Source organism: Kitasatospora sp. NPDC088134, assembly GCF_044741705.1.
Taxonomy (GTDB): Bacteria; Actinomycetota; Actinomycetes; order Streptomycetales; family Streptomycetaceae; genus Kitasatospora.
In genome coordinates, this window is record NZ_JBIUTD010000019.1 from 1 (window position 1) to 25,056 (window position 25,056).

At 74.6% G+C, this 25,056-nt stretch carries 22 protein-coding genes; 11 read left to right on the plus strand and 11 right to left on the minus strand.

Going from position 1 to position 25,056, the window contains the following annotated elements; genetic code table 11:
- Positions 1-1,231 precede the first annotated feature (1,231 nt).
- Positions 1,232-1,435 (minus strand): hypothetical protein, encoded by a 204-nt coding sequence (locus ACIOHG_RS25720; protein ID WP_400953967.1) that lies wholly within the window; start codon positions 1,433-1,435, stop codon positions 1,232-1,234.
- Between the two features lie 204 nt (positions 1,436-1,639).
- Between ACIOHG_RS25720 and ACIOHG_RS25725 the strand changes: the two genes are divergently transcribed.
- On the plus strand, positions 1,640-2,404 hold the full coding sequence (locus ACIOHG_RS25725; RefSeq protein ID WP_400953968.1) for a sporulation protein: 765 nt from the start codon (positions 1,640-1,642) through the stop codon (positions 2,402-2,404).
- A gap of 29 nt (positions 2,405-2,433) precedes the next feature.
- On the opposite strand, the gene ACIOHG_RS25730 is transcribed toward ACIOHG_RS25725, so the two are convergent.
- The gene (locus ACIOHG_RS25730; protein ID WP_400953969.1) at positions 2,434-2,667 is read right to left on the minus strand and encodes a hypothetical protein; all 234 of its coding nucleotides are present in this window, start codon (positions 2,665-2,667) and stop codon (positions 2,434-2,436) included.
- A gap of 215 nt (positions 2,668-2,882) precedes the next feature.
- Here ACIOHG_RS25730 and ACIOHG_RS25735 point away from each other — a divergent pair, with 215 nt between their 5' ends.
- A complete protein-coding gene (locus ACIOHG_RS25735) occupies positions 2,883-5,012 on the plus strand; it encodes a glycoside hydrolase family 27 protein (RefSeq protein ID WP_400953970.1) in 2,130 nt (709 codons plus the stop codon).
- Between the two features lie 71 nt (positions 5,013-5,083).
- Here the strand turns inward: ACIOHG_RS25735 and ACIOHG_RS25740 are convergent, their stop codons facing one another.
- Both ACIOHG_RS25740 and ACIOHG_RS25745 read right to left on the minus strand, forming a co-directional pair.
- The gene (locus ACIOHG_RS25740) at positions 5,084-7,648 is read right to left on the minus strand and encodes a rhomboid family intramembrane serine protease (RefSeq protein ID WP_400953971.1); all 2,565 of its coding nucleotides are present in this window, start codon (positions 7,646-7,648) and stop codon (positions 5,084-5,086) included.
- Positions 7,645-8,964 (minus strand): alpha/beta hydrolase, encoded by a 1,320-nt coding sequence (locus tag ACIOHG_RS25745; RefSeq protein WP_400953972.1) that lies wholly within the window; start codon positions 8,962-8,964, stop codon positions 7,645-7,647. The genes ACIOHG_RS25740 and ACIOHG_RS25745 overlap by 4 nt, the downstream gene beginning before the upstream one ends.
- A gap of 429 nt (positions 8,965-9,393) precedes the next feature.
- Between ACIOHG_RS25745 and ACIOHG_RS25750 the strand changes: the two genes are divergently transcribed.
- Entirely contained in the window at positions 9,394-10,107 is a 714-nt protein-coding gene (locus tag ACIOHG_RS25750; RefSeq protein WP_400953973.1) for a DUF2278 family protein, read from the plus strand.
- Positions 10,108-10,141: 34 nt separating this feature from the next.
- On the opposite strand, the gene ACIOHG_RS25755 is transcribed toward ACIOHG_RS25750, so the two are convergent.
- Complete coding sequence (locus ACIOHG_RS25755; protein WP_400953974.1) at positions 10,142-10,465, minus strand: nuclear transport factor 2 family protein; 324 nt, start codon at positions 10,463-10,465, stop codon at positions 10,142-10,144.
- 185 nt (positions 10,466-10,650) lie between these two features.
- Between ACIOHG_RS25755 and ACIOHG_RS25760 the strand changes: the two genes are divergently transcribed.
- Positions 10,651-11,511 (plus strand): hypothetical protein, encoded by an 861-nt coding sequence (locus tag ACIOHG_RS25760; RefSeq protein WP_400953975.1) that lies wholly within the window; start codon positions 10,651-10,653, stop codon positions 11,509-11,511.
- Positions 11,512-11,776: 265 nt separating this feature from the next.
- Complete coding sequence (locus ACIOHG_RS25765) at positions 11,777-12,577, plus strand: SDR family NAD(P)-dependent oxidoreductase (RefSeq protein WP_400953976.1); 801 nt, start codon at positions 11,777-11,779, stop codon at positions 12,575-12,577.
- Between the two features lie 105 nt (positions 12,578-12,682).
- Here ACIOHG_RS25765 and ACIOHG_RS25770 read toward each other — a convergent pair whose 3' ends face one another.
- Positions 12,683-13,873 (minus strand): acyl-CoA dehydrogenase family protein, encoded by a 1,191-nt coding sequence (locus ACIOHG_RS25770; protein WP_400953977.1) that lies wholly within the window; start codon positions 13,871-13,873, stop codon positions 12,683-12,685.
- Positions 13,874-14,132: 259 nt separating this feature from the next.
- On the opposite strand from ACIOHG_RS25770, the gene ACIOHG_RS25775 reads away from it, so the two are divergent.
- On the plus strand, positions 14,133-14,834 hold the full coding sequence (locus tag ACIOHG_RS25775) for a DUF899 domain-containing protein (protein ID WP_400953978.1): 702 nt from the start codon (positions 14,133-14,135) through the stop codon (positions 14,832-14,834).
- Positions 14,835-14,928: 94 nt separating this feature from the next.
- Here ACIOHG_RS25775 and ACIOHG_RS25780 read toward each other — a convergent pair whose 3' ends face one another.
- Entirely contained in the window at positions 14,929-15,810 is an 882-nt protein-coding gene (locus tag ACIOHG_RS25780) for an alpha/beta fold hydrolase (RefSeq protein ID WP_400953979.1), read from the minus strand.
- Positions 15,811-16,083: 273 nt separating this feature from the next.
- The gene (locus tag ACIOHG_RS25785) at positions 16,084-17,490 is read right to left on the minus strand and encodes an MFS transporter (protein ID WP_400953980.1); all 1,407 of its coding nucleotides are present in this window, start codon (positions 17,488-17,490) and stop codon (positions 16,084-16,086) included.
- Between the two features lie 103 nt (positions 17,491-17,593).
- Between ACIOHG_RS25785 and ACIOHG_RS25790 the strand changes: the two genes are divergently transcribed.
- Both ACIOHG_RS25790 and ACIOHG_RS25795 read left to right on the plus strand, forming a co-directional pair.
- Entirely contained in the window at positions 17,594-18,454 is an 861-nt protein-coding gene (locus tag ACIOHG_RS25790; protein WP_400953981.1) for a helix-turn-helix transcriptional regulator, read from the plus strand.
- A gap of 249 nt (positions 18,455-18,703) precedes the next feature.
- Positions 18,704-19,951 carry a cytochrome P450 gene (locus ACIOHG_RS25795; protein WP_400954096.1) on the plus strand — a complete coding sequence of 416 codons (1,248 nt, stop codon included), beginning with the start codon at positions 18,704-18,706 and terminating at the stop codon, positions 19,949-19,951.
- Between the two features lie 49 nt (positions 19,952-20,000).
- On the opposite strand, the gene ACIOHG_RS25800 is transcribed toward ACIOHG_RS25795, so the two are convergent.
- Both ACIOHG_RS25800 and ACIOHG_RS25805 read right to left on the minus strand, forming a co-directional pair.
- Positions 20,001-20,723, minus strand: a complete 723-nt coding sequence (locus tag ACIOHG_RS25800; protein ID WP_400953982.1) for a methyltransferase domain-containing protein — start codon at positions 20,721-20,723, stop codon at positions 20,001-20,003.
- 98 nt (positions 20,724-20,821) lie between these two features.
- Positions 20,822-21,346, minus strand: coding sequence for a hypothetical protein (locus ACIOHG_RS25805; protein WP_400953983.1), 525 nt, complete (start codon positions 21,344-21,346; stop codon positions 20,822-20,824).
- 385 nt (positions 21,347-21,731) lie between these two features.
- Between ACIOHG_RS25805 and ACIOHG_RS25810 the strand changes: the two genes are divergently transcribed.
- Entirely contained in the window at positions 21,732-22,121 is a 390-nt protein-coding gene (locus ACIOHG_RS25810) for a hypothetical protein (RefSeq protein ID WP_400953984.1), read from the plus strand.
- A 40-nt stretch (positions 22,122-22,161) separates the two neighbouring features.
- Here ACIOHG_RS25810 and ACIOHG_RS25815 read toward each other — a convergent pair whose 3' ends face one another.
- Positions 22,162-23,358, minus strand: coding sequence for an aminotransferase class V-fold PLP-dependent enzyme (locus ACIOHG_RS25815; protein WP_400953985.1), 1,197 nt, complete (start codon positions 23,356-23,358; stop codon positions 22,162-22,164).
- A 288-nt stretch (positions 23,359-23,646) separates the two neighbouring features.
- Between ACIOHG_RS25815 and ACIOHG_RS25820 the strand changes: the two genes are divergently transcribed.
- Entirely contained in the window at positions 23,647-24,297 is a 651-nt protein-coding gene (locus tag ACIOHG_RS25820) for a hypothetical protein (protein ID WP_400953986.1), read from the plus strand.
- Positions 24,298-24,362: 65 nt separating this feature from the next.
- A complete protein-coding gene (locus ACIOHG_RS25825; protein ID WP_400953987.1) occupies positions 24,363-24,977 on the plus strand; it encodes a hypothetical protein in 615 nt (204 codons plus the stop codon).
- Positions 24,978-25,056: the final 79 nt, after the last annotated feature.

Genomic DNA, 25,056 nt, shown 5'->3' on the forward strand with positions numbered 1-25,056 from the left:
CGAAAGAGGCCCGGAAGGACTCGACGCCTACACCCAGGCCAAGACCGTCCGCATCGCACTCCGAACACCACCACCACAGGCGACACCACCACCACAGGCGTCCGACCGGACGCCCACCGCCCGGACGCCCACCGCCCGACCGGACCCCCGCCCGACCGGACCCCCGCCGCAGGGCGTCCGGGCGGGACCTTGCGGCGGCCGCCCGGCAGGACGAACTCGACCTCCGTCGCCCAGTCGGCGATGGTGCCCACCCCGCCCGACATGCCCGGGGCGGTGCCGACCAGGACGAAGGCCGGCGCGGTCTCGTTGACGGCCATCGCGTGCCGGGTGCCGAAGCGGCCCGCGCCCCGGGCCGCCCCCGCCGTTGAGCAACAGCCGCCCACCGCACCGACGGCGGAAGGAGCCCTCCCCCGACCGGGACGGCCCGCCCCCGCCGGAGAGCGCTACCGACCAGGACGGCCACCACCGGCCACAGCACGGCGGCGGCGAGACCGACACCGACCATCGCCAGCGCCGCCACCGAAGTGGCCAGCCGCTTCCCGGCAACCCCCAGGCCCACCAGCGCCGCGCCCGCGCCGATGAACCCGCCGACGACACCCAGAAGGAGAACGAAGGACAGGACCAGAAGCAGGAAGACCAGGACCAGCCGCCAGACGCTCACCCCGACGAAGACGCCACCGACAGCGCCGTCCTCACCGAACGGGACGAGACAGGACTGCCCGGACACGGGGTCCCCCGACGGGCAGGGGGCGGACTGCGCAGGCGCAGGCCCGCCCGCCCCGGACAGGCAGCGGACCCGGCCGACACGGCCCGGACGATGCAGGGCCAGCAGCCAGGACCGCAGGCACCGGAACGCCGGACGGGGACACCGGGGGGACGCCGGGCGGGGGGCGCCCGACCCCGCGCCGGGCCCGACGCGGCCCCGCAGGAGCCACCGCCACTCAGTAGCAGCACCAGGGACAACCCGCCACCGGGACCGCCCCACACCGACACCGCCGAGGCGGCGCGCGCCCGCACCCCGGCCGGACCGCACCAGGACACGCCGCGGCCACCGACACAGCACCCCCGCCGGACAGGGCACCGCCCCCCTGCCCGCACCAGCACCACCGCCCGCCACCCTGCCGCACCCGCCACCGGGCCGGCCGCGCCCAGCACAGTGCGAGCCCACGCGAATCCCCCCGCACCGCGAGCACACGGCCCAGACCGAGCGCGAACCCGCGCCACAACGACATCAAACCACCCCGATGCCCCCGTACAGCCACCAGGTACCGACACCGAACCCCACCGACAACGCGCAAACGACGCCCCCGGCAAGCAGTTGCTGACCCGGCCACCGAACACCCCGAACAGCCGCAAGGCCCGGACCGACCCGGGCTGCAAGAACGCCGTCGTCGAACACGGCGCCGCCCTCGGCATCGACGTCGAGATCGTCCACCGCACCCCCGCGACCGCCGGACCCCCTCCAAACAGGGGGTGCGGGCCGTCCACGTTTTCCCATGGCGTCGTTCCCGCCCCTCGGTTCCCGTCCGGCCCCGGTGGGGCGGCTCCGTCTGGTGACCAGGGGCGTGGCGGGGGCAAAGGGTTGGCAAAGTAGGATCGGCGCGCTCGTGGTTCCGACTGTGCGAAGGAGTGCTCCCGGATGGTGTTCAAGCGGCTTCTCGGTGCCCTGGGTGTCGGCGGCCCCACTGTCGACACGGTGCTGTCCACGCCGGCCGTTCTCCCCGGCGGCACCGTGCACGGCCAGGTGAACCTGGTCGGCGGCGAGCGGGAGGCGGAGATCAACGGCATCACGCTCTGCCTGGCCGCCCGGGTCGAGGTCGAGCACGAGGACGGTGAGGGCCACACCACCCGGGAGTTCGCCCGGGTGCAGGTCAGCGGGCCGCTGCGGCTGGCCGCACAGGAGCAGCGCGCGGTGCCGTTCGCGTTCCCGGTGCCGTGGGAGACGCCGCTGACCTCGATCGGGGGCCGGCACCTGGCGGGGATGGTGCTCGGGGTCCGCACGGACGTGGACATCGCCGGGCAGTTGGACCGCGGGGACACCGATCCGCTCGCGGTGCAGCCACTGCCGGTGCAGCAGCGGGTGCTGGAGGCGCTGGCGGCGCTCGGCTTCTCCTTCCACCGGGCGGACCTGGAGGCGGGGCACATCCGCGGCACCGGCCAGCGCCTGCCGTTCTACCAGGAAATCGAGTACCGGGCGGCTCCGCAGTTCGCCCACCGCTGCCACGAGGTCGAGCTGTCCTTCGTCACCGACCCGCACCGGGTCGAGGTGGTGCTGGAGTTCGACAAGCGCGGTCTCTTCCACGGCGGCGACTCGGTGCGCACCTTCGTCCTGGACCACGCGGCCGGGCAGCACGACCTGACCGGCACGGTGGACGGCTGGGTGCGCGGCGCGCTGGGCCACTGACCGCGCGCCGCGAGGAGGACGACGGCCCGTCAGCCGGTGAGGCGCTGGCGGGCGAAGAGTTCCAGGTGTCCGCAGTCCGGGCAGCGGAAGGCGTCGATCTGGTGGCGGGGGCGGCCGATCCGCCGGGCCCTGCCGAAGAAGCCGCGCTCCAGGGCGCCGGCGATCCAGCGGGCGTCGCCGTGGCTGTTCTCGCCGCTGTCCTCGACGAAGCCCTGCTCCAGGCCGTGGCTCCCGCAGTGGGTGCACTTCAAGTCCTTGGTCACGCAAAGGAGTTTAGGACAGGCGGGGGCGACGGGGAGGGGGCCCGGCGGTCTGCGCGGGTGGGCGCGCGGCGGTGGTTGGTGTGCGACCCGGCTCTCGGGTGCTTCGGCCGGCCTGATGGAATGCCGTCACCGAGGCGGTCCGGAGGGGCCGCCCGCATTCATCGGGGGAGGACGGATTGAATCCGACCCGTAGGTTGCGGGGGTTCGGTGCCGCTGTGGCGCTGGCCCTGACCATGACTGCCGCGCCGGTCGCTCTGGTGCTGGGGAGCGCGTCGTCGGCACAGGCCCTGGACAACGGTCTGGCGGCCACGCCGCCGATGGGGTGGAACGACTGGAACGCTTTCGGGTGTGCCGGGCTCAATGAGGGGCTGGTGGAGCGGACGGCCGATTTCCTGGTCTCCTCCGGGCTGCGGGACGCCGGCTACCAGTACGTGAACCTGGACGACTGCTGGATGAAGCCGGCGACGGGCTGGAACGACCCGACCAACGGCCGGGACGCCGCGGGCCGGCTGCAGCCGGACCCGGTGAAGTTCCCGCACGGGATCGACGGGGTGGCGCGCTACGTCCACGCCAAGGGGTTGAAGCTCGGCATCTACGAGAGCGCGGGCTGGCGGACGTGCGCGTTCCCGGCCGTCCCGGGGACCGAGCAGTACTTCCCCGGCAGCATGGGCCACGAGGCCGTCGACGCCCGGACCTTCGCGGACTGGGGCGTCGACCTGCTGAAGTACGACAACTGCGGCAACTTCTACAAGCCGTACGACCCGTCGGTGCCCGCCGGGAAGGACTGGACGGACCGGTTCCCGGTCATGGGCCGGGCGTTGAAGGACACCGGTCGGCCGATCGTCTACAGCCTGTGCTCGCCGGGCGAGCCCAACGTCGCGCTCGCGCCGCAGGTCGGGAACATGTGGCGGACGTACAAGGACATCTCGCCCACCTGGTCGGTGCCGGCCGACAGCGCCTACGGGTCGCTGCTGGACAACTACCACGAGAACGCGAAGTTCGCGGCCTCGGCGCGCCCCGGCGCGTGGAACGACCCCGACATGCTGGAGATCGGCACCACCACCTCGATGGGCACGCTGACGCCCGACGAGGCGCGCTCCGAGTTCAGCCTGTGGGCCGTGATGGCCGCGCCGCTGATCATCGGGACGGACCTGACCACCGCCTCCGCCGACACCCTGGCCGTCTACGGCAACCGGGACGTGATCGCGGTCGACCAGGACCCGCTGGGCAAGCAGGGCGTGCCGGTGCCGTCGGCGCCGGGGACGTCGATCATGGCGAAGCCGCTGGCCGGCGGCGACGTGGCGGTGACGCTGTTCAACGAGAGCGACACGGCGCGGACCATCGCCACCACCACCTCGAACATCGGTCTGCCGGCGTCGCCGTCGTTCCGTCTCACCGACCTGTGGGCGCACACCACCGGCAGCAGCACCGGGATCGTCTCGGCGACCGTGGCCCCGCACGCCACCGTGATGTACCGGGTGTCGCCGGGCGCTCCGGGGCGGGTTTCGCTGCAGCTGTCCGACGGCGGCGGCGCGATGGCCGCGCAGGTCGGCGACCTCGCCACCGGGGGCTTCGCCCCGCAGTGGTCGCACCCGGACGGTTCCGGTCTCACCGCTCTGACCAGCATCTCGGCCGGCCCGCTGGTGCACGTCTACGGAGTCTCCGGCGGCCGGGTGTTCGGTGAGGACCTGGACACCGTGACCGGCCGCTGGAGCGGCTGGCAGGAGATCCCCGGCGGCGCGACCGGGGTCCGCGACCTCAGTGCGAGCATCGTCAACAACGTGGTGCAGCTGTTGATCGCGGGCTGGGACGGGTCGATGTGGCTCCAGCGCGGCGACTACAACGCCGGCCACTTCGACGCCGGGTGGACCCGGGCCGACAACGCCCCGCTGTCCAGGCTGACCAGCGTGGCGTCCGGCACCCTGGTGCACATCTACGCCGTCTCGCTCGGCCGGGTCTACGGCGAGGACCTGGACACCGTGACGGGCACGTTCAGCGGCTGGCACGAGCTCCCCGGCGGCGCGACCGGTGCCTACGACATCACCGCGAGCATCGTCGGCAACGTGGTGTACCTGGAGATCGTCGGCGGGAACCGGACCATGTTCGGGCAGGTCGGCGACTACAACGCCGGCCACTTCGCCCAGACCTGGACCCAGTTGCCCGGCAGCGGCCTCGGCGCGCTCACCAGCGTCGCCTCCGGCAGCCGGGTGCACGTCTACGGGACGGCGGGCGGCCTGGTGTTCGGCAGCGAGCTGGACACCGCGACCGGCCGCTGGAGCGACTGGAGCCAGGTGCCGGGCAACGCCGCCGACGCGGCGGACCTGACGGTGGCGGCCGTCGCCTGACCCCGGCGGGAGGGGCCCCGGGCGGCACCGGCCGGGGCCCCTCCCGCCGTCCGGGGCCGCCCCGGGAGCGCTCAGCCCGAGAGGCGGCGGACCAGGCGGACGCCCTGGGCCGGGGTCAGCCGGGGCAGGTACGCCTTGCCGATGGCGCGGCTGATCCGGGGCAGCGCGGCCGGGTCGGGGTAGGCCATGTACATCGGGTGGTACTCCGGCTGGAACTTGGACTTGAAGGCGAGCAGCGAGCGGAAGCCGTAGACCGGCTCCAGCAGTTGGCCGGTGCGGTCGAGCAGGCGCTGCAGGCCGGTGGGGCGCTCGTCCCGGGCGGAGCGGGCCAGCGGCGCACCGGAGAGCGAGAGGAAGCGGGCGCCCTCGTCCTGGAAGTGCCGGGCCGCCGAGGCGATCAGGAACTCGTTGACGCCGCGGAAGCCGTCGGTGCGGCGGCGCATGAAGTCGAGGGTCCAGCCGACGGGCACGCCGTTCTCGTGCACCGGCATCCAGCTGGTCAGGCCGTGCACGACGCGCTGCTCGTCGACGGCGATCAGCACCCGGACCTCCGGGTCGTCGAGCTCGCCGAGGCCACCGAGGGTGAAGCCCATCTCGGGCAGGCCCTTGGCCAGGACCCACTCCTCGGAGATCTCCCGGATCTGGTCCCGCAGTGCGGGCGGGGCCTGGCGGTAGGTCAGCCACTCGGCGGTGATGCCCTGCTTGGCGGCCTTGTTGAGGGCGGTGCGGATGTCCTGCCACTTGCGGCCGGTGAAGGCCAGTCCGGGGAGCGCGACCACGGTGTCCTCGGCGACCTGGACGGAGCGCCAGCCGAGGCGGTCGGCGGCGGCCCGGATCTGCGGGGAGACGCTGAAGAAGCACGGCGTCCAGCCCCGGGCGTCGCAGTAGCGGGCGAAGCCGGCCACCGCCCGCTCCCGGGCGTCGGGGGCGCCGAACGGGTCGCCGGCGGTCAGCGCGATGCCGCCGTGCACCCGGTAGGCGACGGCGGCCCGGCCGTCCTCGTCGAACCAGTGGTGGTTGCCGTCCCAGGTGGTGATGAAGGAGAGCGTCCCGCCGCCGTGCTCGGTCAGCAGGGCGCGGGCCCGGGCCGCCGCGGCGTGGTCGGTGCGCACCGCGGGCCGCCGGAAGGAGAGCAGCAGCGCGCCCAGGGTGACCGTCCAGAAGGCGAGTCCGCAGTAGGTCTCCAGCAGGACGGCGGTGCCGCCGAGGGCGATCGGGTAGTCGGGGGCGAGGTCGTTGTAGGCGGGCGGCAGGAACAGGGCGGGCAGGCCGTGCAGCAGGCGCCAGGGCGTGGCGCCGGGTTCGAAGCGGTCGGCGACCGCCGACCCGATGCCGACGTACGCGGCGGAGGCGGCCGTCAGCGCGCCGCCGACCGTCAGGGCCAGTCGGCGGCCGGCCCCGTCGGCCAGGCCGAGCCGGAACCGCTGCCGGGTGGCGAGCAGCAGGCCGAGGGTGAGCAGCGGCAGCAGCATCGCCTCGACGAAGTACTCGACCTCGTCGGCGTCGACGGGTTCGGGGTACAGGTAGAACAGGCCGAGCAGGGTGAGCCAGCTCAGTTCGGTGGCGACGGCGATCCGCCAGGCCAGCCGCAGGCCGCGGCGCAGTCCGTCGGCGAGCACCACCAGCAGGGCGGGGAAGAGCGCGGCCATCAGTCGGCCGGGGGTGCCGAAGATCCGCTGGACGGCGTGCGCGCGGGCGCACTCGTGGACGCTCCGGGCGCAGGCGTCGGCGATCTCGTCGGGGCCGAGCGGGTGGGAGAAGTAGAGGTCGGAGAAGGTGTTGAAGGGGCCGCTGGCGTTGTCGTAGAGCGCGGCGACGAGCGGGCCGAGGGCGGCGGCGACCAGGCAGAGCGCGACCAGGACGCGGGCCTCGGCGTGGGCGGGGCGGTGGGCCTGCCGGCGGGGCCGGCCGCGCTGGAGCAGCGCGCCGAGGGCGAGGCCGACCAGGACGGCGGCGCAGCGCTGCACGCTCTGCAGGTGGCCGACGTAGAGCGTCATGCCGAGCGGGACGAGCAGCACCAGCAGGCGCAGGCGGCGGTCCCAGGGGGCGGTGAGCCGGTGGCCGAGCGCGGCGGCGAGCGCGAACAGGCCGGCCGAGGGGCCGACCGAGACCTGGCCGGCCACCGAGGCGGTCCACGGTTCGCCGAGCCGGGAGCCGGCGGCGACCAGCCAGGTGCCGAGCAGGGTGCCGGCCGCGTGGCCGGTGACCAGGACGGCGAGGGTGCGGGCCCGGCCGAGGCGCTGTTCGGCCGCGGGGCCGACCAGCAGCAGGAGCAGCGCGGTGCACAGGTAGGACAGGGTGCCGGGGCACCAGAACAGCGAGGTCAGCGGTGTCCACCAGCGGCCTGCGGCGAGGGTCGGCAGGCCGACCCCGACCTGGGCCAGCAGCCCGGCGGAGGGGCCCCGGCCGAGGCTGCCGGTGGCGGCGCCGACGGTGCCGAGCGCGGCCAGCAGGGCCAGGGTGAGCGGGGCGGCCAGCAGGCGGCGGCCGAGCGCGGTGCCGGCCCGGCCCAGCCGGCGGCCGAGGGCGGCGGCGGCCCGGCGGCGCCGGGACGGGCGCGGGGCGGGGGTGCCGGGGCCGGCCGGGGCCGGGTCGCGGTCGTCGGCGGGGGTGGGGGCGGGGAGCAGGGCGTTCATCGGATCAGTCCCGTCCGTGCGGCGAGCCAGGGCAAGTCCTGTGCGAGGCCCTGCCGCCAGACCGCCCAGCCGTGCCAGCCGGGGTAGGCCTGTTGGGTGACGTCCATGCCGGCCTCGCGGGCGGCCGCGTAGACCTTCTCCTGCATGGGGCGGAACTCGTGGTCCCAGGCGCCGACCACGAAGCGGCCGGCGGTGTCGGGGTACTTCTGACGGGCCATCAGGTGCAGCGGGTCGACGGCGGCGAAGGCGGCCTCGTCGCCGTCGAAGGCCTTCTTCACGGTCTTCTGGCGGCTGCCGAGGGTGGGTTCCTGCTGGCCGGAGTAGTCGAGGAAGCTGCCGTACACCTGGGGGGCGTTGACGGCGAGCTGGAGCGCGCAGGTGCCGCCGAAGGAGATCCCGCCGACGGCGCGCGCGGTGCGGCCGGAGGCGGCCTGCAGGTGCTGGTCGATCCAGGCCGGGACGTCGACGGCCAGGTAGGTCTGCGCCTTGGCGATCCGGGAGTCCATGCACAGCGTGTTGGTGAAGGGCGCGCCGATCGGGTCGGGGACGACGACGATCGGGGCGAGCCCGTGGTGGGCGGCGGCGAAGTCGTCCATCAGTCCCTGGATGCCGCCGGAGTTGACCCAGTCCTCGGGGCCGCCGGGCTGGCCGGGCAGCAGGACCAGGACGGGCAGCAGCGGGCGGGGGGCGGCCTGGTAGGCGGGCGGGAGGTAGACGTAGGCGGGGCGGGCCCGGAAGCCGGAGGCGTGGCCGGGGATGCTGGTGACGGCGAGGGTGCCCTTGGCGGGGAGGCCGGGCGGGGCCTGCCAGGTCTCCTCCAGCGGGGCGCCGGGCGCGGCGGCGAGGGTGTCGGCGACCCGGTCGGTGGTGAGCACCCCGGTGTCGGGCGTGAGCATGGCCCGGGCCGTCGGGTACTGGTCGAAACCGCGGTTGACCTGCGAGGAGGCCATCACCAGCACCAGGGCCGCGCCGCCGACCGCGAGCAGGCGGGTGCGGTGGCGGGTGAGCAGCGGCAGCCGGAAGCAGAGCAGCGCGACGGCGAACAGGGCGACGGCGATCCAGCGCATCACGAAGTCCGGGGTGCCCTCGGGGAAGGGCCGCCACCAGCCGTCGACACCGAGCTTGACGGCCGCGGTGAGGCCGCCGCCGAGCAGCAGGGCGCCGAGCAGGCGCGGCGCCCGCCAGCTCCGGTGGCGGGACCAGGCGAGCAGGAGCAGCGCGGCCCAGCCGGCGACGAGCACGGCGTACGGGATCGGGCCGTGGGTGAGCGGCCAGTCCAGCGGGTTCCAGCGGACGGCGAGCGGACGGGTCGTCATGCCGCCCCACCCGGCCGGGCGGTGGCGGAGGCCGCGCCGGCGGGCGCGGGTACGGGCCCGGGAACGGGCCCGGACATGGGCGCGGGTATGGGCCCGGCGGGGGCGGCGGCCCCGGCCCGGTCGGTGTTCTGCTGGACGCGCACGGCGCCGCCTCCCTCGATCGGTGAAACCCCGATTTCTGGGAGCTTCCTGAGAGTGATTCAAGCAAACTGGGAGTTTACCCGCGTCCGTACGATGGCTTGATCACACCCCGTCGTTCGGCGGGGGTCCGGACCGGGGGCGGGTCGCCGCCCCGCGTGGGTGAACATCGGGTGACGGGGCGGCGGGCGGGCCGGGCGGTGCGGAAGAGTACGGCGGGAGGAGCGTGGCGGAGCTGCGGCGCAAGCGTCGCGCGGCCGCCGCGCAGCCGTTCGCCGAGAGGATTTCCGCATGCCCATCGCCCACTACGGCGTGCTCGCCGCCCGGGCCGTCGACCGCCGCCGCGAAGGGGCGTCGGACACCCCGCACTACCAGATCCACCTGGTGGACGCGTCCGGCACGCACTTCCGGGCCGCCGTCAACGTCGAGTCCCAGCAGGCCCCTTCGGACCTGCTGTACCTGGTCGACGAGAACTTCTCGCACCCGGTGACGGGGCTGCTGCCCGCCACCGCGGCCGGCTGGACGGCGCTGCCGTCCCGGCCGGGCGGGGCGGCGCTGGACTTCGTCCGGGGCAAGCTGTTCGAGCGCTCCGCGCTGCGGACGCTGCCGCCGGACCGGCCGGGCGCGGACAACGACCTCGCGGACCTGCTGGACCGGCAGGTGCTGCGGGCGATCGACGACCCGCGGGCGGTGCTGTACGTGTTCGGCCAGCGCTGGCCGACCGAGCCGACCGTGCCGGACAAGGTGTTCGGCTTCCGGCCGGGCAACGGGGTGCACGACGTGCACATGAACCAGGGCAACAGCGGGCGCTTCACCGGCGACGACGGGGTGTGGCAGGACGGCGGGCTGCTGATCCACTTGCCGGGCGAGTCGCGCTGGACGGCGGTCTTCCTGGCCTTCCAGTCCCAGTCCTGGCACACCGACGACCGCACCGGGCACACCGCGGGCGGCCCGCTGCCCAAGCCGCGCGGCACGCACCGGCCGCGCCCGGCGTCCCGCTCCTGAGCACCCCGGGGCCGGCCGGGCCGGGGCCCGTCCCTCAGGCCTGGCCGGTCTCGAAGTGGGTGATCCGGCCGTCGGCGGCCAGGTCGAAGCGCCAGGCGGTGCGCATCTCGCCGTAGGTGTCGTTGCGGTAGTCGACGGTCAGGGCGCGGCCGGCGGCGGACTCGCGGGTCACGCTCATCCGGCCGTGCGAGGACCAGATCTCGCGGTCGGTCCAGTCGGCGAGGTCGCGGGCGGAGCCGTCGTCGGCCATCGTCGCGCCGGGGGCGAGCAGGGCCTCGAAGGCCGCCCGGTCGCCGCTGTTGACGGCGGTGACGAAGGCGCGCACGGTCGGGTCGGTGAGCTTCTCCTGCGGGATCACGGGGGTCTCCTTCGGTCGCACCGGAGGGGCCGCCGGGGTGGTCCGGGGCCCGGGGTTCCACGGGTTTCCAGGAGAGCACCCCGGCGGCCCCCGCGCCGGGACCGTCACCCGTCCGGCGGACCCACGGGCGGGCCGCGGGGCCGCCGTCCCTTACCAACTGCCGTTGCTTTGACTACATTTGACGAATGGTCATGCGGAGTCCCGATCCGGCGGCGGGAAGTGCGGAGCAGCGGCTGGTGTTCGTGCCGAGCCGGCTCCGGGAGCTGGGGCTGGCGGTGGGCGGGGGTGTGCTGCTGCCGCTGTGGGTGGCGGCCCCGCTGATGCTGGGGGGCGTGCTGATGAGCGTGCTCACCGGGTCCGGCATCGGGTGGGCGCTCTGCTGGGGGACGCTGGGGCTCGCGGTGCTGGCCGTGCTGGTGCTGACCTCGCTCCTGCTGGCCACGGTGGTGAGCACCACGGTGCGCTGGATCGAGTTCTGCGGGACGGGCGGCGCGGCGCACCTCGCGGTCGCGCGGTTCTTCCGGGTGCGGACCGTTCCCCCGGGCGGGCTGGAGCGGGTGGTCGTGGTGGAGCGGCTCCGGCTGGGCGAGCGGCGGTCGATCGCGGTGGTGCTGCACCTGGACGGCGAGAAGCTGAGCTGCGCCCCGGGGTTCGGCGCCGCCGTCGACCGGGTCCGCACCGGGATCCTGGTGGACTGGCTGACCGAGCGGGCCGGTGCGCTGGGGGCGACGGTGGAGCTGCGGACCGAGGTCGAGCGGAGCTTCCTCCGCCCGGACGAGTGGTGGACGGCGGAGGAGCTGGCCGCGCACTGGGAGGTGCCCGTGGGCGAGGTGGACGGGCTGGCCGAGCAGTACGACGTCCGGCGGTACGACTACACGCCCCGGGCGGCGGCGCTGTACTCCCCCGCCCGGACGGCGACGGTGTACGACCCGGGCCGGGCGTACGAGGTCGCGGCGCGGGTCCGGGCGGAGCGGGTCCGGGCGGAGCGCGCGACCGCCGGTGACCCGCCTGCCGCCGGTGATCCGCCTGCCGCCGGGGCGGAGTGACGCCCCGTCGGCTGAACACCCGTTCGTCAACCTCCGCCGCGGCGGGCACGCCTTCGAGTGTGCGGGCCGCGCGCTCCCCCCGTGCCGCGGTGCCGTCCGGAATGCTGGCCGGGGCGGGCGCGCCGTGGTCCTGTGTGGGGCCGTGGCCCTCGGTGGGCCGGTCGGGTCCCGCCCCGCGTGGTTTCGGAGGCGGCCGCCGGCAGGGCGGCGCCGAGGTGGTGCGGGTCGGCGGGGTCCGGTCCGTCCGAGGGGAAGGTGCAACCCGATGGGGAGTCTGCTGGCGGACCGGACGGCGGTCGTCTACGGTGCCGGGTCGATCGGGGGCGCGGTGGCCCGGGCGTTCGTCCGGGAGGGCGCCCGGGTGTTCGTGGCGAGCCGGGGCGAGGCCGGGCTCAAGGAGCTGGCGCACGACGTGGAGTCGGCGGGCGGCTCGCTGGTGACCGCGCAGGTGGACGCGTTCGACCGGGACGCGGTCGACGGCTTCCTGGACTCGGTGGTGGAGCGGACCGGCGGGCTGGACGTCTCGTTCTGCGCGACCGCGACCCGGCGGCCGGGCGGCTCGCAGGGCTCGGCGCTGGGCGAGCTGTCCTACGAGGACTTCGCGCTGCCGATCGTCGACTTCACCCGGGCGCAGTTCACCACCGCCAACGCGGCGGCCGCCCGGATGGTGCCGAACGGCCGGGGCGTGATCATGATGGCGACGGCGGCGCCGTCCCGGGTGCCCTTCCCCTACACCGCCGGGTTCGGCCCGGCCTGGGCGGCGGTGGAGGCCTTCGCCCGCACCCTGGCGGCCGAGTTGGGGCCGGCGGGCGTGCGGGTGCTCGGGCTGCACTCGGCCGGGTCGCCGGACGCGCAGCGGAGCGTGGAGACCACGCTGGCCACCGACCTGCCCGAGCTGCCGGCCCGGGCGGCCGGCTGGCAGGAGCGCGCCGCGGCGCGCAACCTGCTGGGCCGCTGGCCGTCGCTGGCGGACGTCGGGAACATGGCGGCGTTCATGGCCTCGGACCTGGCGGCGGTCTCGACGGGGACGACCGTCGACCTGTCGGCCGGCATGGTCTCCGACTGACGGACCGTCGGGTGACGGCCCGCCGCTCCCCCGTGCCGGGAGAGCGGCGGGCCCGCCGGGCCGTGGCCGGGCCGACTGCTGCGGGGTCCTGCGGGGTGGCCGGGCTCAGATGTACAGGGTGTTGGGCTCCAGCCCGCACAGGACCCGGCCGTAGAGCTCGGTGTTGGTGTCCGGGTTGATCAGGGCGTGCAGGGAGACCGCCTGGATGTCGCGGGCGATCCGCTGGAGCGGGACGTCGAGGAAGATCGAGCTGCCGCCGCTGATGTTCACCAGCAGGTCGATGGCGTGCTTGGCGAGCCGGGTGGCCTCGCCCTGGTCGTTGCGGACCCGGGCCCGCTCCTCGGGCTTCCAGGGCTCGCCGGTGGCGGCCTTGGCGTCGACGGTGGCGGCGCCGCGCCGGGCGTGGAACTCCGCCTGGTCGATGCTGTTGACGGCCTCGGCGATCCGCAGGTGGGTGACGGGGGCCTCGCTCTGCACGGTGTAGTCGGTGTAGGTGATCTTCCGGCCGGGCAGCCGCTCGAAGAACACCTCCAGGGCGGCCTTGGCCAGACCGACGGCCACGCCGACGCCGGAGGCGGCGGCGACCAGCGAGGCCGGGGTGCGCCAGACCGGGGAGTCGGCGTTGGCCTCGGACAGGCCCTGCGGCCGCATCGCGGCACCCATCGGGATGATCCGGTGCTCGGGGACGAACAGGTTCTCGGCGATGGTGGTGACGCTGCCGCTGCCGCGCAGCGCGCTGGTGTGCCAGTCGTCGACGAGTTGGAGGTCGCCGATCGGGACCAGGCCCATGATGGGCTCGGGTTCGGCGTCGGGGCGGAGCAGGATCGCGGCGATCTCCTGCCAGCCGGCGTGCCAGGCGCCGCTGACGAACTTCCAGGAGCCGTTGAGGACGATGCCGCCCTCGGTCGGGACGGCGGTGCCGGTGGGGCTGTTGGTGCCGCAGACCCGGGGGGCGGCGGAGGTGAACACCTCGTCCTGGGCGCGGTCGGGGAAGAGGCCGGCGATCCAGGTCGGGATCCAGAAGACCGAGGAGGTCCAGGCGATGGCGCCGTCGGCGCGGCCGAGTTCCATCGCCACCTCGACCAGGGTGCTGGTGTCGCACTCGTAGCCGCCGTAGCGGACCGGCGTCCGGAGCCGGAAGACGCCCGCCTCGGCGAGGGTGGCGACGGTCTCCTCGCTCAGCCGGCGGTTCTCCTCGGACCAGGCCGCCTGCTCGCGGAGGACCGGCACCAGTGCGGAGACCCGTTCGACGATTTCTTCCCGGGACGGTCGGGTCGGTATTCCGGTGGACGACATCTTTTCCTCCAATGCTTCGGTGGAGTGGGTGACCGGGCCGGGGCTGCCGTTCGCGCGGTCACCGGGAGGGTCACCGGGAAATGCTTTCACCGGGCGGTGGGGGCCGACCTCTTCGGAATTGCCCGGTGCCGGAGGGGAGGTGATTTCCCATTGGGCAACCAGGAGGAAATCTGCGCGGACGGTGCGTGCCAGCCTGGCACGAGCACCCTTTCCGCCCGCCGCCGTCCGTGGCGGCGGCGCCGTACGCCAGGAGGCAAGTGTGGAACTGTCGCCCATCGTGACCAAGGAGGAGTGGCTCGCCGCCCGCAAGGAGCTGCTGGAGCAGGAGAAGGAGGTCACCCGGGCCCGCGACGCGCTCTCGGCGGCCCGCCGGGCGCTGCCGCGGGTGCTGGTCGAGAAGGACTACACCTTCGAGTCGCCCGAGGGCACCCTGACCCTGCTCGACCTGTTCCAGGGGCGCCGCCAGCTGATCGTCCGTCACTTCATGTTCGCCCCGGAGGCGGAGGCGGGCTGCCCGGGCTGCTCGATGCAGGCCGACTCGGTGGGGCACCTGGCCCACCTGCACAACCGCGACACCTCGTTCGTGATGGTGGCGCTGGCGCCGATCGCCAAGATCGAGGCGTTCCGGGCCCGGATGGGCTGGGACCTCCCCTTCGTGTCCTCCTTCGGCACGGAGTTCAACCGCGACTTCCAGGTCTCCACCGACCGGGGCGAGATCCCCGGCATCAGCTCCTTCATCCGCGAGGGCGACGCGGTCTACCACACCAACTCGGTGTACGACCGGGGCGGCGAGGTCACCCTGAACACCTACAACTACCTGGAGCTGACGCTGCTGGGCCGGCAGGAGGAGGGGCTGGCGCACCCCTGGGACTGGTGGCGCCTGCACGACAGCTACGAGGACGCGAACGCCAAGGGCCCGGGCGAGAACTGGTGGAACGGCCAGGACAAGTTCCGTTCCTGACGGTCCGTCGCGCACGTGGAACAGCCCGGGTGGTCGGCCACCCGGGCTGTTGCGTCGTGCCGTTCGCCAGTGCTGTTCCGGGCCCGCGGCGGGCTCAGAGCCGACCGGCCAGGAAGGCCAGGACGAGGCGGTTGACCTCGGCGGGCTGCTCGACCAGACCGACGTGGCCGGCGCCCGGGACCACCTCGGCGTGCGAGCCGGCGGGCAGGGTGTCGAGGATCGCGGCCAGGGCGGCGTCGGTGATCACGAAGCTGGGGTCCTCGGAGCCGAACAGGTTGAGGGTGGGACAGCTCGGCGGGGCGCCCCAGACGGCGGCGTGCTCCTGGGCCCACTCGGGGGTGCCGAAGCGGTCGGGCGGGAAGGCCGTCCGGTAGAGGGCGAGGGCCGCCGCCAGGTTCTCGGGGGCGCGCAGGGCGTCCTTGGCGTGCTTGAGGTCCTCGGCGGCGTCGAAGCCGTCCGCCGTGAACTTCCGGTAGATCCAGTCGACGTAGGCCAGGTCGTCGGCGGCGACCACCTGTTCGGCCACCGCGGTCTGGAAGAACCAGAAGTGGCTGAGCGCGTCGGTGCCGCGGGGTGTCAGCACCATCGGCCCGAACACCGCGAACGGCGGCACGTCGCAGACCACGGCCTTCGCCCAGCGCCCGGCGTCCTGGGCGGCGCCCCACACCGCGGGGGCGCTGAAGTCGTGCCCGACCAGGACGGCGTCGCCGTCGCCGCCCAGCGCGTCGTGCAGGCCGTTCACGTCGGCCACCAGGTCGGCGATCGCGTAGGAGCCGTCGGGGGCGAGCGCGCTGGGCGCGAAGCCGCGCAGGTAGGGCGCGACGGCGCGGTAGCCGGCGCCGGCCAGTGCGGGCATCAGGTGGCGGTAGGTCGCCGGGGACATCGGGAATCCGTGCATCAGCAGGGCCAGCGGCCCTTCGCCCTGTTCCAGGTAGGCGAATTCGATGCCGTTGACGGTGGTTCTCTTCGCTTCCACTGCCGGGTCCGTTTCTCGGGGCGGGAGGGGGAATGCGCGCGGCGGCCGAATCGGAATTCGGCCGCGCGGCACGGCGGGCGGTGGAGCGGCCGACGGGAATTCCCGCCGGCCGCTCCACCGATCGCTCTCCGATGATCCCGGGGATGCCTCCGGGCATCTTCTCCCTGGCTGCCGTGTTCCGGCTGCCGTGTTCCGTCGGCCGGACGGGGACGCCCCGACCGACGGGCCGTCAGTGACCGCCCGTCGGAAGACTGTCGGTCGGCCGACGGGCCGTCAGTGGCTGGCGGCGGCCTGCGGGGCGGGGGCGGCGGCGTCCTCGGAGACCGGCTCGACCCGGGGGCGCAGGCCGATCCAGATCAGGCCGACGGCGACCAGGGTGACGGCCACGTCGACGGCCAGCGCGAGCCGGATGCCGTCGAGCTGGACGGCGCGGGTGGCGGCGACGGCGCTGAGGATCGGGATGCCGATGGTGACGGCGACCTGCTGGCTGAGCGCGGTGAGGCCGGTGGCCAGGCCCTGCTCGGAGTCGGGCAGGCCGGAGGTGGCGGTGACGGTGTAGGCGACGATCGAGGTGACGTGCCCGAAGAAGCTGATGAACAGGGCGGGCAGCAGCACGGCCAGCATGATCCGGTCGGTGCCGAGCAGGATCAGCGGGGCGGTGGCCAGGCCCTGCACGGAGAGGCCGACGGTGAGGACGGTGCGGGTGCCGAAGCGGCCGATCATCCGGCCGGCGATGATGCCGGCGGCGACGGCGGCGAGGCCGGGGACGCCGAAGATCAGGCCGGTGACCAGCGGCGCGTAGTGCAGCACGTCCTGCAGGTAGAGCGTCATCAGGAAGATGAGCGCGCTCTCCATGGTGAAGACCACCAGGCCGGCGAAGTTGCCCCACTTGACGGTGGGCCGCTTGAGGATGCGCACCGAGGCGAGCGGCGCGGGGGCGCGCAGTTCGATCGCCCAGAAGACGCCGAGCAGCAGCACGCCGACGGCGGCGATGACGACGTTCCGGTCGATGATGCCGTAGATGAAGGCGAGCAGGCCGGCGGTGACGGAGATCGCGCCGGGGACGTCGAGCCTGACCTTCTCGGGGGCGCGGCTGTCGGCGATCAGCTTGGGGGTGGCGATCAGGATGGCGACGGCCACCGGGACGTTGATCAGGAAGGCCCAGCGCCAGCTGAGCAGGCCGACCAGGGTGCCGCCGACCAGTGCGCCCACGGTGAAGCCGCCGGACAGCAGCGCGCCGTTGAGGCCGAGCACCCGGTCGCGCATCGCGCCCTCGGAGAACGAGGTGGTCAGCAGGGAGAGGGCCGCGGGGGCGGCCATCGCGGTCGACAGGCCCTGCAGGACGCGGGCGGTGAGCAGCGGGGCGCCGCTGTCGGCCATGCCGCCGAGCAGCGAGGCGGCGGTGAGCAGGGTGATGCCGGCCAGGAAGAGGCGGCGGCGGCCGAAGAGGTCGGCGATCCGGCCGAACAGGAGGGTGAAGCCGGCGGCGGGCAGGGCGTAGGCCGACGCTATCCACGGGAGCTCGTCGGCGGATATCCCGACCCCGGAACCTATCTGGGGCAGTGCGACGTTGAGGATCGAGAAGTCGACGGACAGCATGAACTGGGCGCCGAGCAGGACGAACATGGTCAGTCGCAGCCGGGTGCTCATGCGGTTCGACGCGTCGGGAGGCGTGGTCATGCGAGCAAGGGTGGGAGATCGTCCGCCGGTTAGCCAGCCACCTGTTGTTCGTCCCACTGGGAAGGCTAGGCTTGCCAGTGCTCGTTTCAGCATAATGAGGCGCATGGATGAGCTCGGGAAATTCCTCAAGTCCCGTCGGGCCAGGCTTCTTCCGGCGGATGCCGGTCTCGGGCACTACGGGGAGCGCCGGCGGGTTCCGGGGCTGCGCCGGGAGGAGCTCGCCCAGCTGGCCGGGGTCAGTGCCTCCTACTACGCCCGGCTGGAGCAGGGGTTGGGGCAGAACGTCTCGGACGGGGTGCTGGATGCGCTGTCCCGGGCGCTGCGGCTGGACGAGGCGGAGCACGCCCATCTGGTCGCGCTGGCCCGGCCGAACCGGGCCGCGGCCGGGCGGCCGCGCCAGGTGCCGCGCCAACTCCCGTTGGGCTTAAGGCGGTTGATGGCGATGATGGACGAGGTGCCGGTGATGGCGCTCTCCCCGACGGCAGACGTGCTGGCCTGGAACCCGCTGGCGCACGCGGTGTTCGGGGCGCAGCACGAGGGCCCGCCGGACGAGGGCCTGCCGAACATGACGCGGATGATCTTCCTGGATCCGTCGACCCGGGCGCTGTTCGCCAACTGGGAGGTGAAGGCCCGCTCGGTGGTGGCGCACCTGCGGATGGTGGCGGCGCGCTTCCCGGCGGACGGCCGGGTGCAGGCGCTGGTGAGTGAACTGTCGTCCGCCAGCAGTGAGTTCGGGGAGCTGTGGGAGGACCACTCGGTGGCGAACTGCGACTCGTTCACCAATGTGCTGCGGCATCCGCAGGTGGGTGAGCTGACGCTGTTCCAGGAGGTGCTGCGGACGGAGGAGCCGGAACTGATGCTGGTGGCCTTCACGGTGGAGCCCGGTTCGCCCTCGGAGTCGGCGCTGCGGCTGCTCGGCGCACTGACCGGGGAGCGGGCGGACCGGCGGGTGGTCGTCTCCTGAGCCGCGTCGTCTCCTGAGCCGCCCGGGCCGCTGGTGCAACAACATTCCTGATGCGCAACGGAATTGACGGAGTGTCAGCAAGGTGGGGGCGCGTCGGGGGCACGCGGGGGTCGGGTTGATGCGCGGTCGACAAGTGACGGGCAGTCACTCATTCTCGAACACACGTGCGTTTCCCCGTCGCATCGACCCGTGTGAGGAGCTCTCGTGGAGCGTCAGTCGGAGAACCGTCCGGCCCCGCTGAACCGCCCCCTGAAGTGCCCGTTCGCCCATCCGCCGCTCGTCCTGGACCCGACCGGGCGGGCCCGGGACGCCGAGACCGCCGAGCTGATCGCGCGCGGACCCGTCGCGCCCGCCGACGTCCTCGGCGTCCGGGCCTGGGCGGTGTCCGACCCCGACCTGCTGGAGTCCCTGCTCAAGGACCCGCGGATCGCCAAGAACGCCCCGCAGCACTGGCCCGACTACCAGGCGGTGACGGCCGGTTGGCCGCTGGCGCTGTGGGTGGCGGCCCGCAACATGTCCACCACCGACGCCGAGCACCACCGCCGGCTGCGCCGCCTGGTGAGCGGGGCCCTGACCACCCGTCGGGTCGCCGCGATGACCGGCCGGGTCGAGGAGATGACCGCCGGGCTGCTCGACCGGATCGCCGCCGCCGGGGCCGACGGGACGCCGGTGGACCTGCGGCAGCAGCTGGCCCGGGCGCTGCCGATCCTGGTCGTCTCGGACCTGCTCGGCCTGCCCGAGGAGCTGCGCGAGGACTTCGGCCGGTACGTGGAGGGGGTCTTCGACACCACCCTCACCCCGGAGCGGGCGCAGGCCAACAACGTCGCCCTGTACACGGTGATCGCGGCGCTGGTGGCGGGCAAGCGCGAGCGGCCCGGCGACGACATGACCTCGCTGCTGATCTCCGCCCGCGACACCGAGGGCGACGGCGGCGCCCTCACCGAGGACGAACTGCTCGACACCGTCATGCTGGTGGTCGCCGCCGGCTACGAGACCACCGTCAACCTGATCGACAACACCGTCGCCCTGCTGCTCGCCCACCCCGACCAGCTCGACCTGGTCCGGGCGGGCAAGGCGGACTGGGACGACGCGGTCGAGGAGTCGCTGCGCCTGGAGTCGCCGCTGGCGCACCTGCCGATGCGCTACGCCCTGGCAGACATCGAGCTGCCGGGCGGGGTGACGGTGCATCAGGGCGAGCCGGTGCTGGCCTCGTACGCCGCGGCGGGCCGCCACCCCTCGCGGTACGGGGACGGCGGCGCGGAGTTCGACGTCACCCGGGAGGCCAAGGACCACCTGGCCTTCGGGCACGGCCCGCACTTCTGCCTGGGCGCGCCGCTGGCCCGCCTGGAGGCCCGCACCGCGCTGCGCGGCCTGTTCGAGCGCTTCCCGCGCCTGGCCCTCGTCCCGGGCACCGAGCTGGAGCCGGTCGAGTCGCTGATCTCCAACGGGCACCGCACCCTGCCGGTCCTCCTGGACGGCGGGGAGCCGGGGCGGTAACAGACTCGGGGCGGCAGGAGGCTCGGAGGGCGATAAGGCGCCCGGTGCCTCACTCCCCCGGCGCGACCACGAACCAGTGGGCGGGGAGGGTGACCGGGGTGCCGTCCGGGTGCCGTTCGGCCATCGCCAGCCCGCACTCGCCCTCGGCGAGGACGTCCAGTCCGGCGCCCCGCAGCAGCGCGGGGAGTTCGCCGGGGGCGAGCGCGGCCGGGCTCATCCGGTGGCGGCGGACCTGGAGCAGGCGCTCGGGCGGTCCGCCGGGGCGAGCGGCGACCCGCGCCATCACCGGCCGCGCGGCGGCGGTGGGTTCGATCACGAAGCCCCGCCCGCGACGGCCGAGCAGCGGCCGGACGGCGGCGGCGACGGCCGCCCGGTCCGCCGGGTCGCTCTGGTGCAGCACCGCCCGCTGGTAGACGTTGGCCCCGCCGAGCCGCGCCCCGAGCCGGGCCACCGCCAACGGGTCGGCGAGGTCGAGCTGTTCGAACTCGGCGACCCCGTCGCGGTCCTCCCGCCGGGCGTGGGCCACCGCCGCGTGCGCCAGGTCGACGCCGATCGCGCGCGGGAAGTGCCGGGCGAGGTGGCGGGTCTGGGTGCCGTTGCCGCAGCCGAGGTCGACGATCGGCAGGGTGCGGTCGACGTACGGGGCGAGCAGCGCCAGGTGCGGGACGGCGGACTGCTGCGGGTCGGCGTCCCAGAACGGGCCGCCCGGCTCTCCCGTGTTCTCCGCCCAGTAGCCCTCCCAGGCGCTCACCTGCTGCTCCGACGCGCTCACCGGCCGCTCCTCCCCCGTGCCCGCGCGGCGCTTCCCGCCGCCGGAGGTCCGGTACCCGGGACGGCCGCCCCGCATGCGGGCGGGGCGGCTCCCTCCGGTCAGGCGCGGATCAGCGGCCGGTAGGGGGTGTTCTCCGGGGTGAAGACCAGGGCGTGGTCGCGCCCCGGGCCGGTGGCGACCTCGCGCAGGCGGGCCAGGGCCTCGGCCTCGGTGGGGAGGTCGAGGCCGAGCAGGGCGGCGGCCCGGTCCCGGTGCTCCGCCAGGTCCGGCATGTCCTCCAAGTATTCGGCGGCGGCCTCCCGGCTCTGCTCGACCGTGAGCGCGGGGCAGTCCCGCCACCAGGGGACGACCAGGAGCAGCCGCAGCAGTTCCGGCAGGCCGAGCGCGAGCAGGGCCGCGCCGCCCTCGGAGTCGGCGTACAGGACGGGGCGCTCCTCCCCGCCCTCGCCGCAGAAGAAGTAGGTGCCGCCGCCCCCGTCCCCGGCGAAACCCTTCAGGAGGGCACCGGAGGCGAGGTGGACCTCCTCGACGTGCTCGCCCCGGTCGAGGTCGAAGTCCCCCGGCCAGTCGAGGAAGTCGGCGGCGTCGGGGTGGCGGCGGATGGCGTCGATCAGTGCGGACATGCCCCGCACCCTAGCCCGTGCAGGCGACACATCCGGACGGCGGTGGCATTGCGGCTCAACGTCCTTCCGCTGTCGGTCCGTTGACCGTTTCCGACCGGTCGGGCGGCGTTTTCGGGTCGGGCCGGGCGGCGGGTGGCGGGGTGGGCGTTTGCGGACGGCGGGGGGATGGGTACACGCCCGGTGATCGAGGAGATGAGGTGCCTATCATGGCCGGGACCAGAATCGTTCGACGACCCGCACCGCAGCGCCCGCTTCCCCCGCTCGACCTGCGCACGCCCTCCGGGCGACCGCTGCCGTACTGAGCCGACCGTGCCGGGGCGCGGGCCCGTCACGGGTCCCCGCCCCGGTGTCGGGGGGCGCCGCGGGGGGCTGGCAGGATGGCCGGATGGACGACGACACCGCTCCCACCAGGGCCGAGCTGGTCCGTTTCTACCTCGACACGCTGGCCGCCCGGATGGACCCGGAGGAGTTCCGGCTGTTGGGACGGCTGCTGCGGCGGGCCGTCGTCCAGCTGGCCGCGCCCGACGAGGAGCACCTGATCGAGGTCCCGGCCGAGGACGCCGCCCGGCTCACGCCCGAGGTGGAGAACGAACTGCTGGCCGTGCTGTCCGTCGTCGCCACCGGCACGCTGGAGCACCAGCTGGTGGACCTGGGCGACGGCGCGACGACCGTGCTGGACACGGCCGCCGCCAGCGATCCGGAGATGGTCGGGCGGATGCGGGAGTGGACCGCCCGCCGGCGCACCGAGCGGGCCCGGGCGGAGGAGCCCGCGTGACGCCCGCCGGGACCGGTCCGGTGACAGGCCGTCAGCCCCGTCAGTTCCGCCGTCCGCCGACGGGTGCGGGGGCGGGCAGCACCTCGACCAGCCGGTCGAGTTCGGCCTCTGTGTTGTAGTAGTGCACGGAGGCGCGGACCACCTGGTCGAGCCCGCGCTGCTCGAAGTCCCAGCGGGCGGAGTACACGGTGGAGACCGAGACGTTGACGCCGTCGGCCCGGAGCCCGCGGGCGACGTCCTCGGCGCGGTGGCCCTCGACGGTGAAGGTGACGATGCCGCACGTGCGCGCGCCCCGGTCGTGCACCCGTACGCCGGGCAGCGCGCGCAGGCGGGCGCGCAGTTCCGCGGCCAGGTGGGTGATCCGCTGCTCGATCGCGTCCAGGCCGAGGGCGAGGGCGTAGTCCGCGGCGACGCCGAGGCCGATCCGGCCGGCGCAGCTGCTCTCCCAGTTCTCGAACCGGCGGGCGTCGGCGCGCACCCGGTAGTCGTCGGCGGCGGTCCAGGTGGCGGCGTGCAGATCCAGGAACGGGGGCTCCAGTTCGGCGCGGACCCGGGGCGAGCAGTACAGGAAGCCGGTGCCGCGCGGGCCGCGGAGGAACTTGCGGCCGGTCGCGCTGAGCAGGTCGCAGCCGATCTCGTCGACGTCGACCGGGAGTTGGCCGACGGATTGGCAGGCGTCCAGCAGGTAGACCACGCCGGCCTCGCGGGCCACCCGGCCGATCTCGGCGGCGGGGTTGACCAGGCCGCCCTGGGTGGGCACGTGGGTGACCGCGATCAGCCGGACCCGCTCGTCGACCGCCGCCCGCAGCGCGTCCACGTCGAGCTGGCCGTGCGCGTCGTCGGGGACCACCTCGACCCGCACGCCGTGGCGGCGGCCGACCTGCAGGAAGGCGATGGCGTTGCTGGCGTACTCGGCCCGGGAGGTCAGGATGCGGTCGCCCGGCTGCCAGGGCAGCGCGTGGAAGGCGAGGTCCCACGCCTGGGTGGCGTTCTCCACCAGCGCGATGTCGTCCCGGCCGGCGCCGATCAGGCGGGCCACCGCGTCGTAGGCGTGCTCGATCCGCCCGGCCCGCGCGTCCGCGGCCTCGTAGCCGCCGATCTCCTCCTCCAGGCGCAGGTGCTCGATCACGGCCTCGACGACGGGGCGCGGCGGCAGCGCCGAGCCCGCGTTGTTGAGGTGCACCACCTTGGCGACCCCGGCCGTCTCCCGCCGGACCCGCTCGACATCGATCGGCACGTTCTTCCCTCTCTCGCCCGTCCCCGGTTCCGGTGGTCCCCGGTTCCGGTGGTCCGTCTTCCCCGCCGACGGCCGGTCCACCCCCGGGCGCCCGTCGCATCCTGCCACGGTGCGCCCGCGGGCGGGCCCGCTTGCGTGGCGCACGCGCCAGGCTGACGGGCCGTCAGGCCGCGGCCGCGGTGTTTGGGGGCGGCGATTCGGGTCAGCCGAGCGGGCGAGTGAACCGATGAACGGACGCAAGTGCGGGGCGGGGACCGAGGGGTGGCCGCCCGGGTGAGGAGGCGCAGCATGTCCAGCGGTCCGATCGTGGCGGTCCTGGTGATCGCCCTGGTGGTGGCGGCGGGGTTCGGGGTGTTCGCCCTGCGCCGTCGGCAACAGCCCGATCTGCGGCGGTGGTTCGGGTCCGAGTACGGGCGCACGGTGGAGCGGCACGGCGGGGACACCGCCGCGGCGGAGCGGGAGTTGGCGCAGCGGGTGGAGCGTCACCGGGAGTTGACGCTGACTCCGCTCGGGGACGCCGAGCGGGAGCGGGCCGAGCGGGCGTGGGCGGCGGTGCAGGCGCGCTTCGTGGACTCCCCCGCGCAGGCGCTGGCCGAGGCCGGGGCGCTGCTGGGCCGGGTGGCCCGGGAGCGCGGCTACCCGGACTCCGACGTGGACGCGCAGATCGACGCGATCTCGGTCGACCACGGCGAGGAGGTGGAGTCCTACCGGGTGCTGCGGGCGGCCCCCGGGCGGGGGGCGTCGGCGCCCGCCGCGAGCACCGAGGAGCAGCGGGTGGCGCTGGTCCGGGCGCGGGCCCTGTTCGCCGCGCTGATCGGCGCGGACCGGACCGCCGGGGCCGCCGGGAACTCCCGGAGCGCACTGTCGAAGCCGCGGGCGCAGGTCACGGCCGCCCACCGGACGGGCCACGTGCCGGCGCAGCGCGAGCACCACGCATGAACGGGGCCCGGGGCCCGGCTCCGGCTTCCCCCTCCCGGGCCGACCAACACCTTACGGAGGACACGATGACCGTCAGCGACCAGGACCACCGCAGCGACCGCACCGGGACCACCGACCGCGCCGACCTCGGCGGAACGACCGACCGTACCGGTGCGACCGAGCGCCCCGACCGCACCGGGACGACCGACCCGGTCCACCCGACCGTCCCCGTCCCCGCCCCCGGTGCCCCGACGACCGCAGCCGGGAGCACGGCGGCCGGGAGCACGGCGGCAGGGACCGGAGCGACCGCGGGGCCCGCCTTCGGGACCGAGCGGCCCGCGCGCTCCGGGTCTGCGGAGGGTGACGGTTCGCCGGTCCTGCCCACGGAGCTGTCGACCCGGCTGACGGAACGGCTGGACCGCGCGGTGGGCGGTTTCGTGGACGATCCGCGGGCCGCCGTCCAGGAGGCGGACGGGGTCCTGGAGGAGGCGATGCAGCGGCTCGCCGACGGCCTGCGCGAGCGCCGCACCGCGCTGGGGGCGTCCTGGCGGAGCGTCGGCGGGGCGGACCGGACGGACGCGGTGGACGAGGTGAACGGGCGGGTCGCCGAGGACTCCTCGCACACCGACTCGCACACCGAGGCCCTGCGGCTGTCGCTGCGCGAGTACCGCGACCTGCTCCGGCGGGTGCTCGCGCTCTGATGCCCGCCCGCCGACCGGCACCCCGGCGGCACCCCGACGGACGATCGACTCCGGCCCCCGACCGCACCACAGGTCGGGG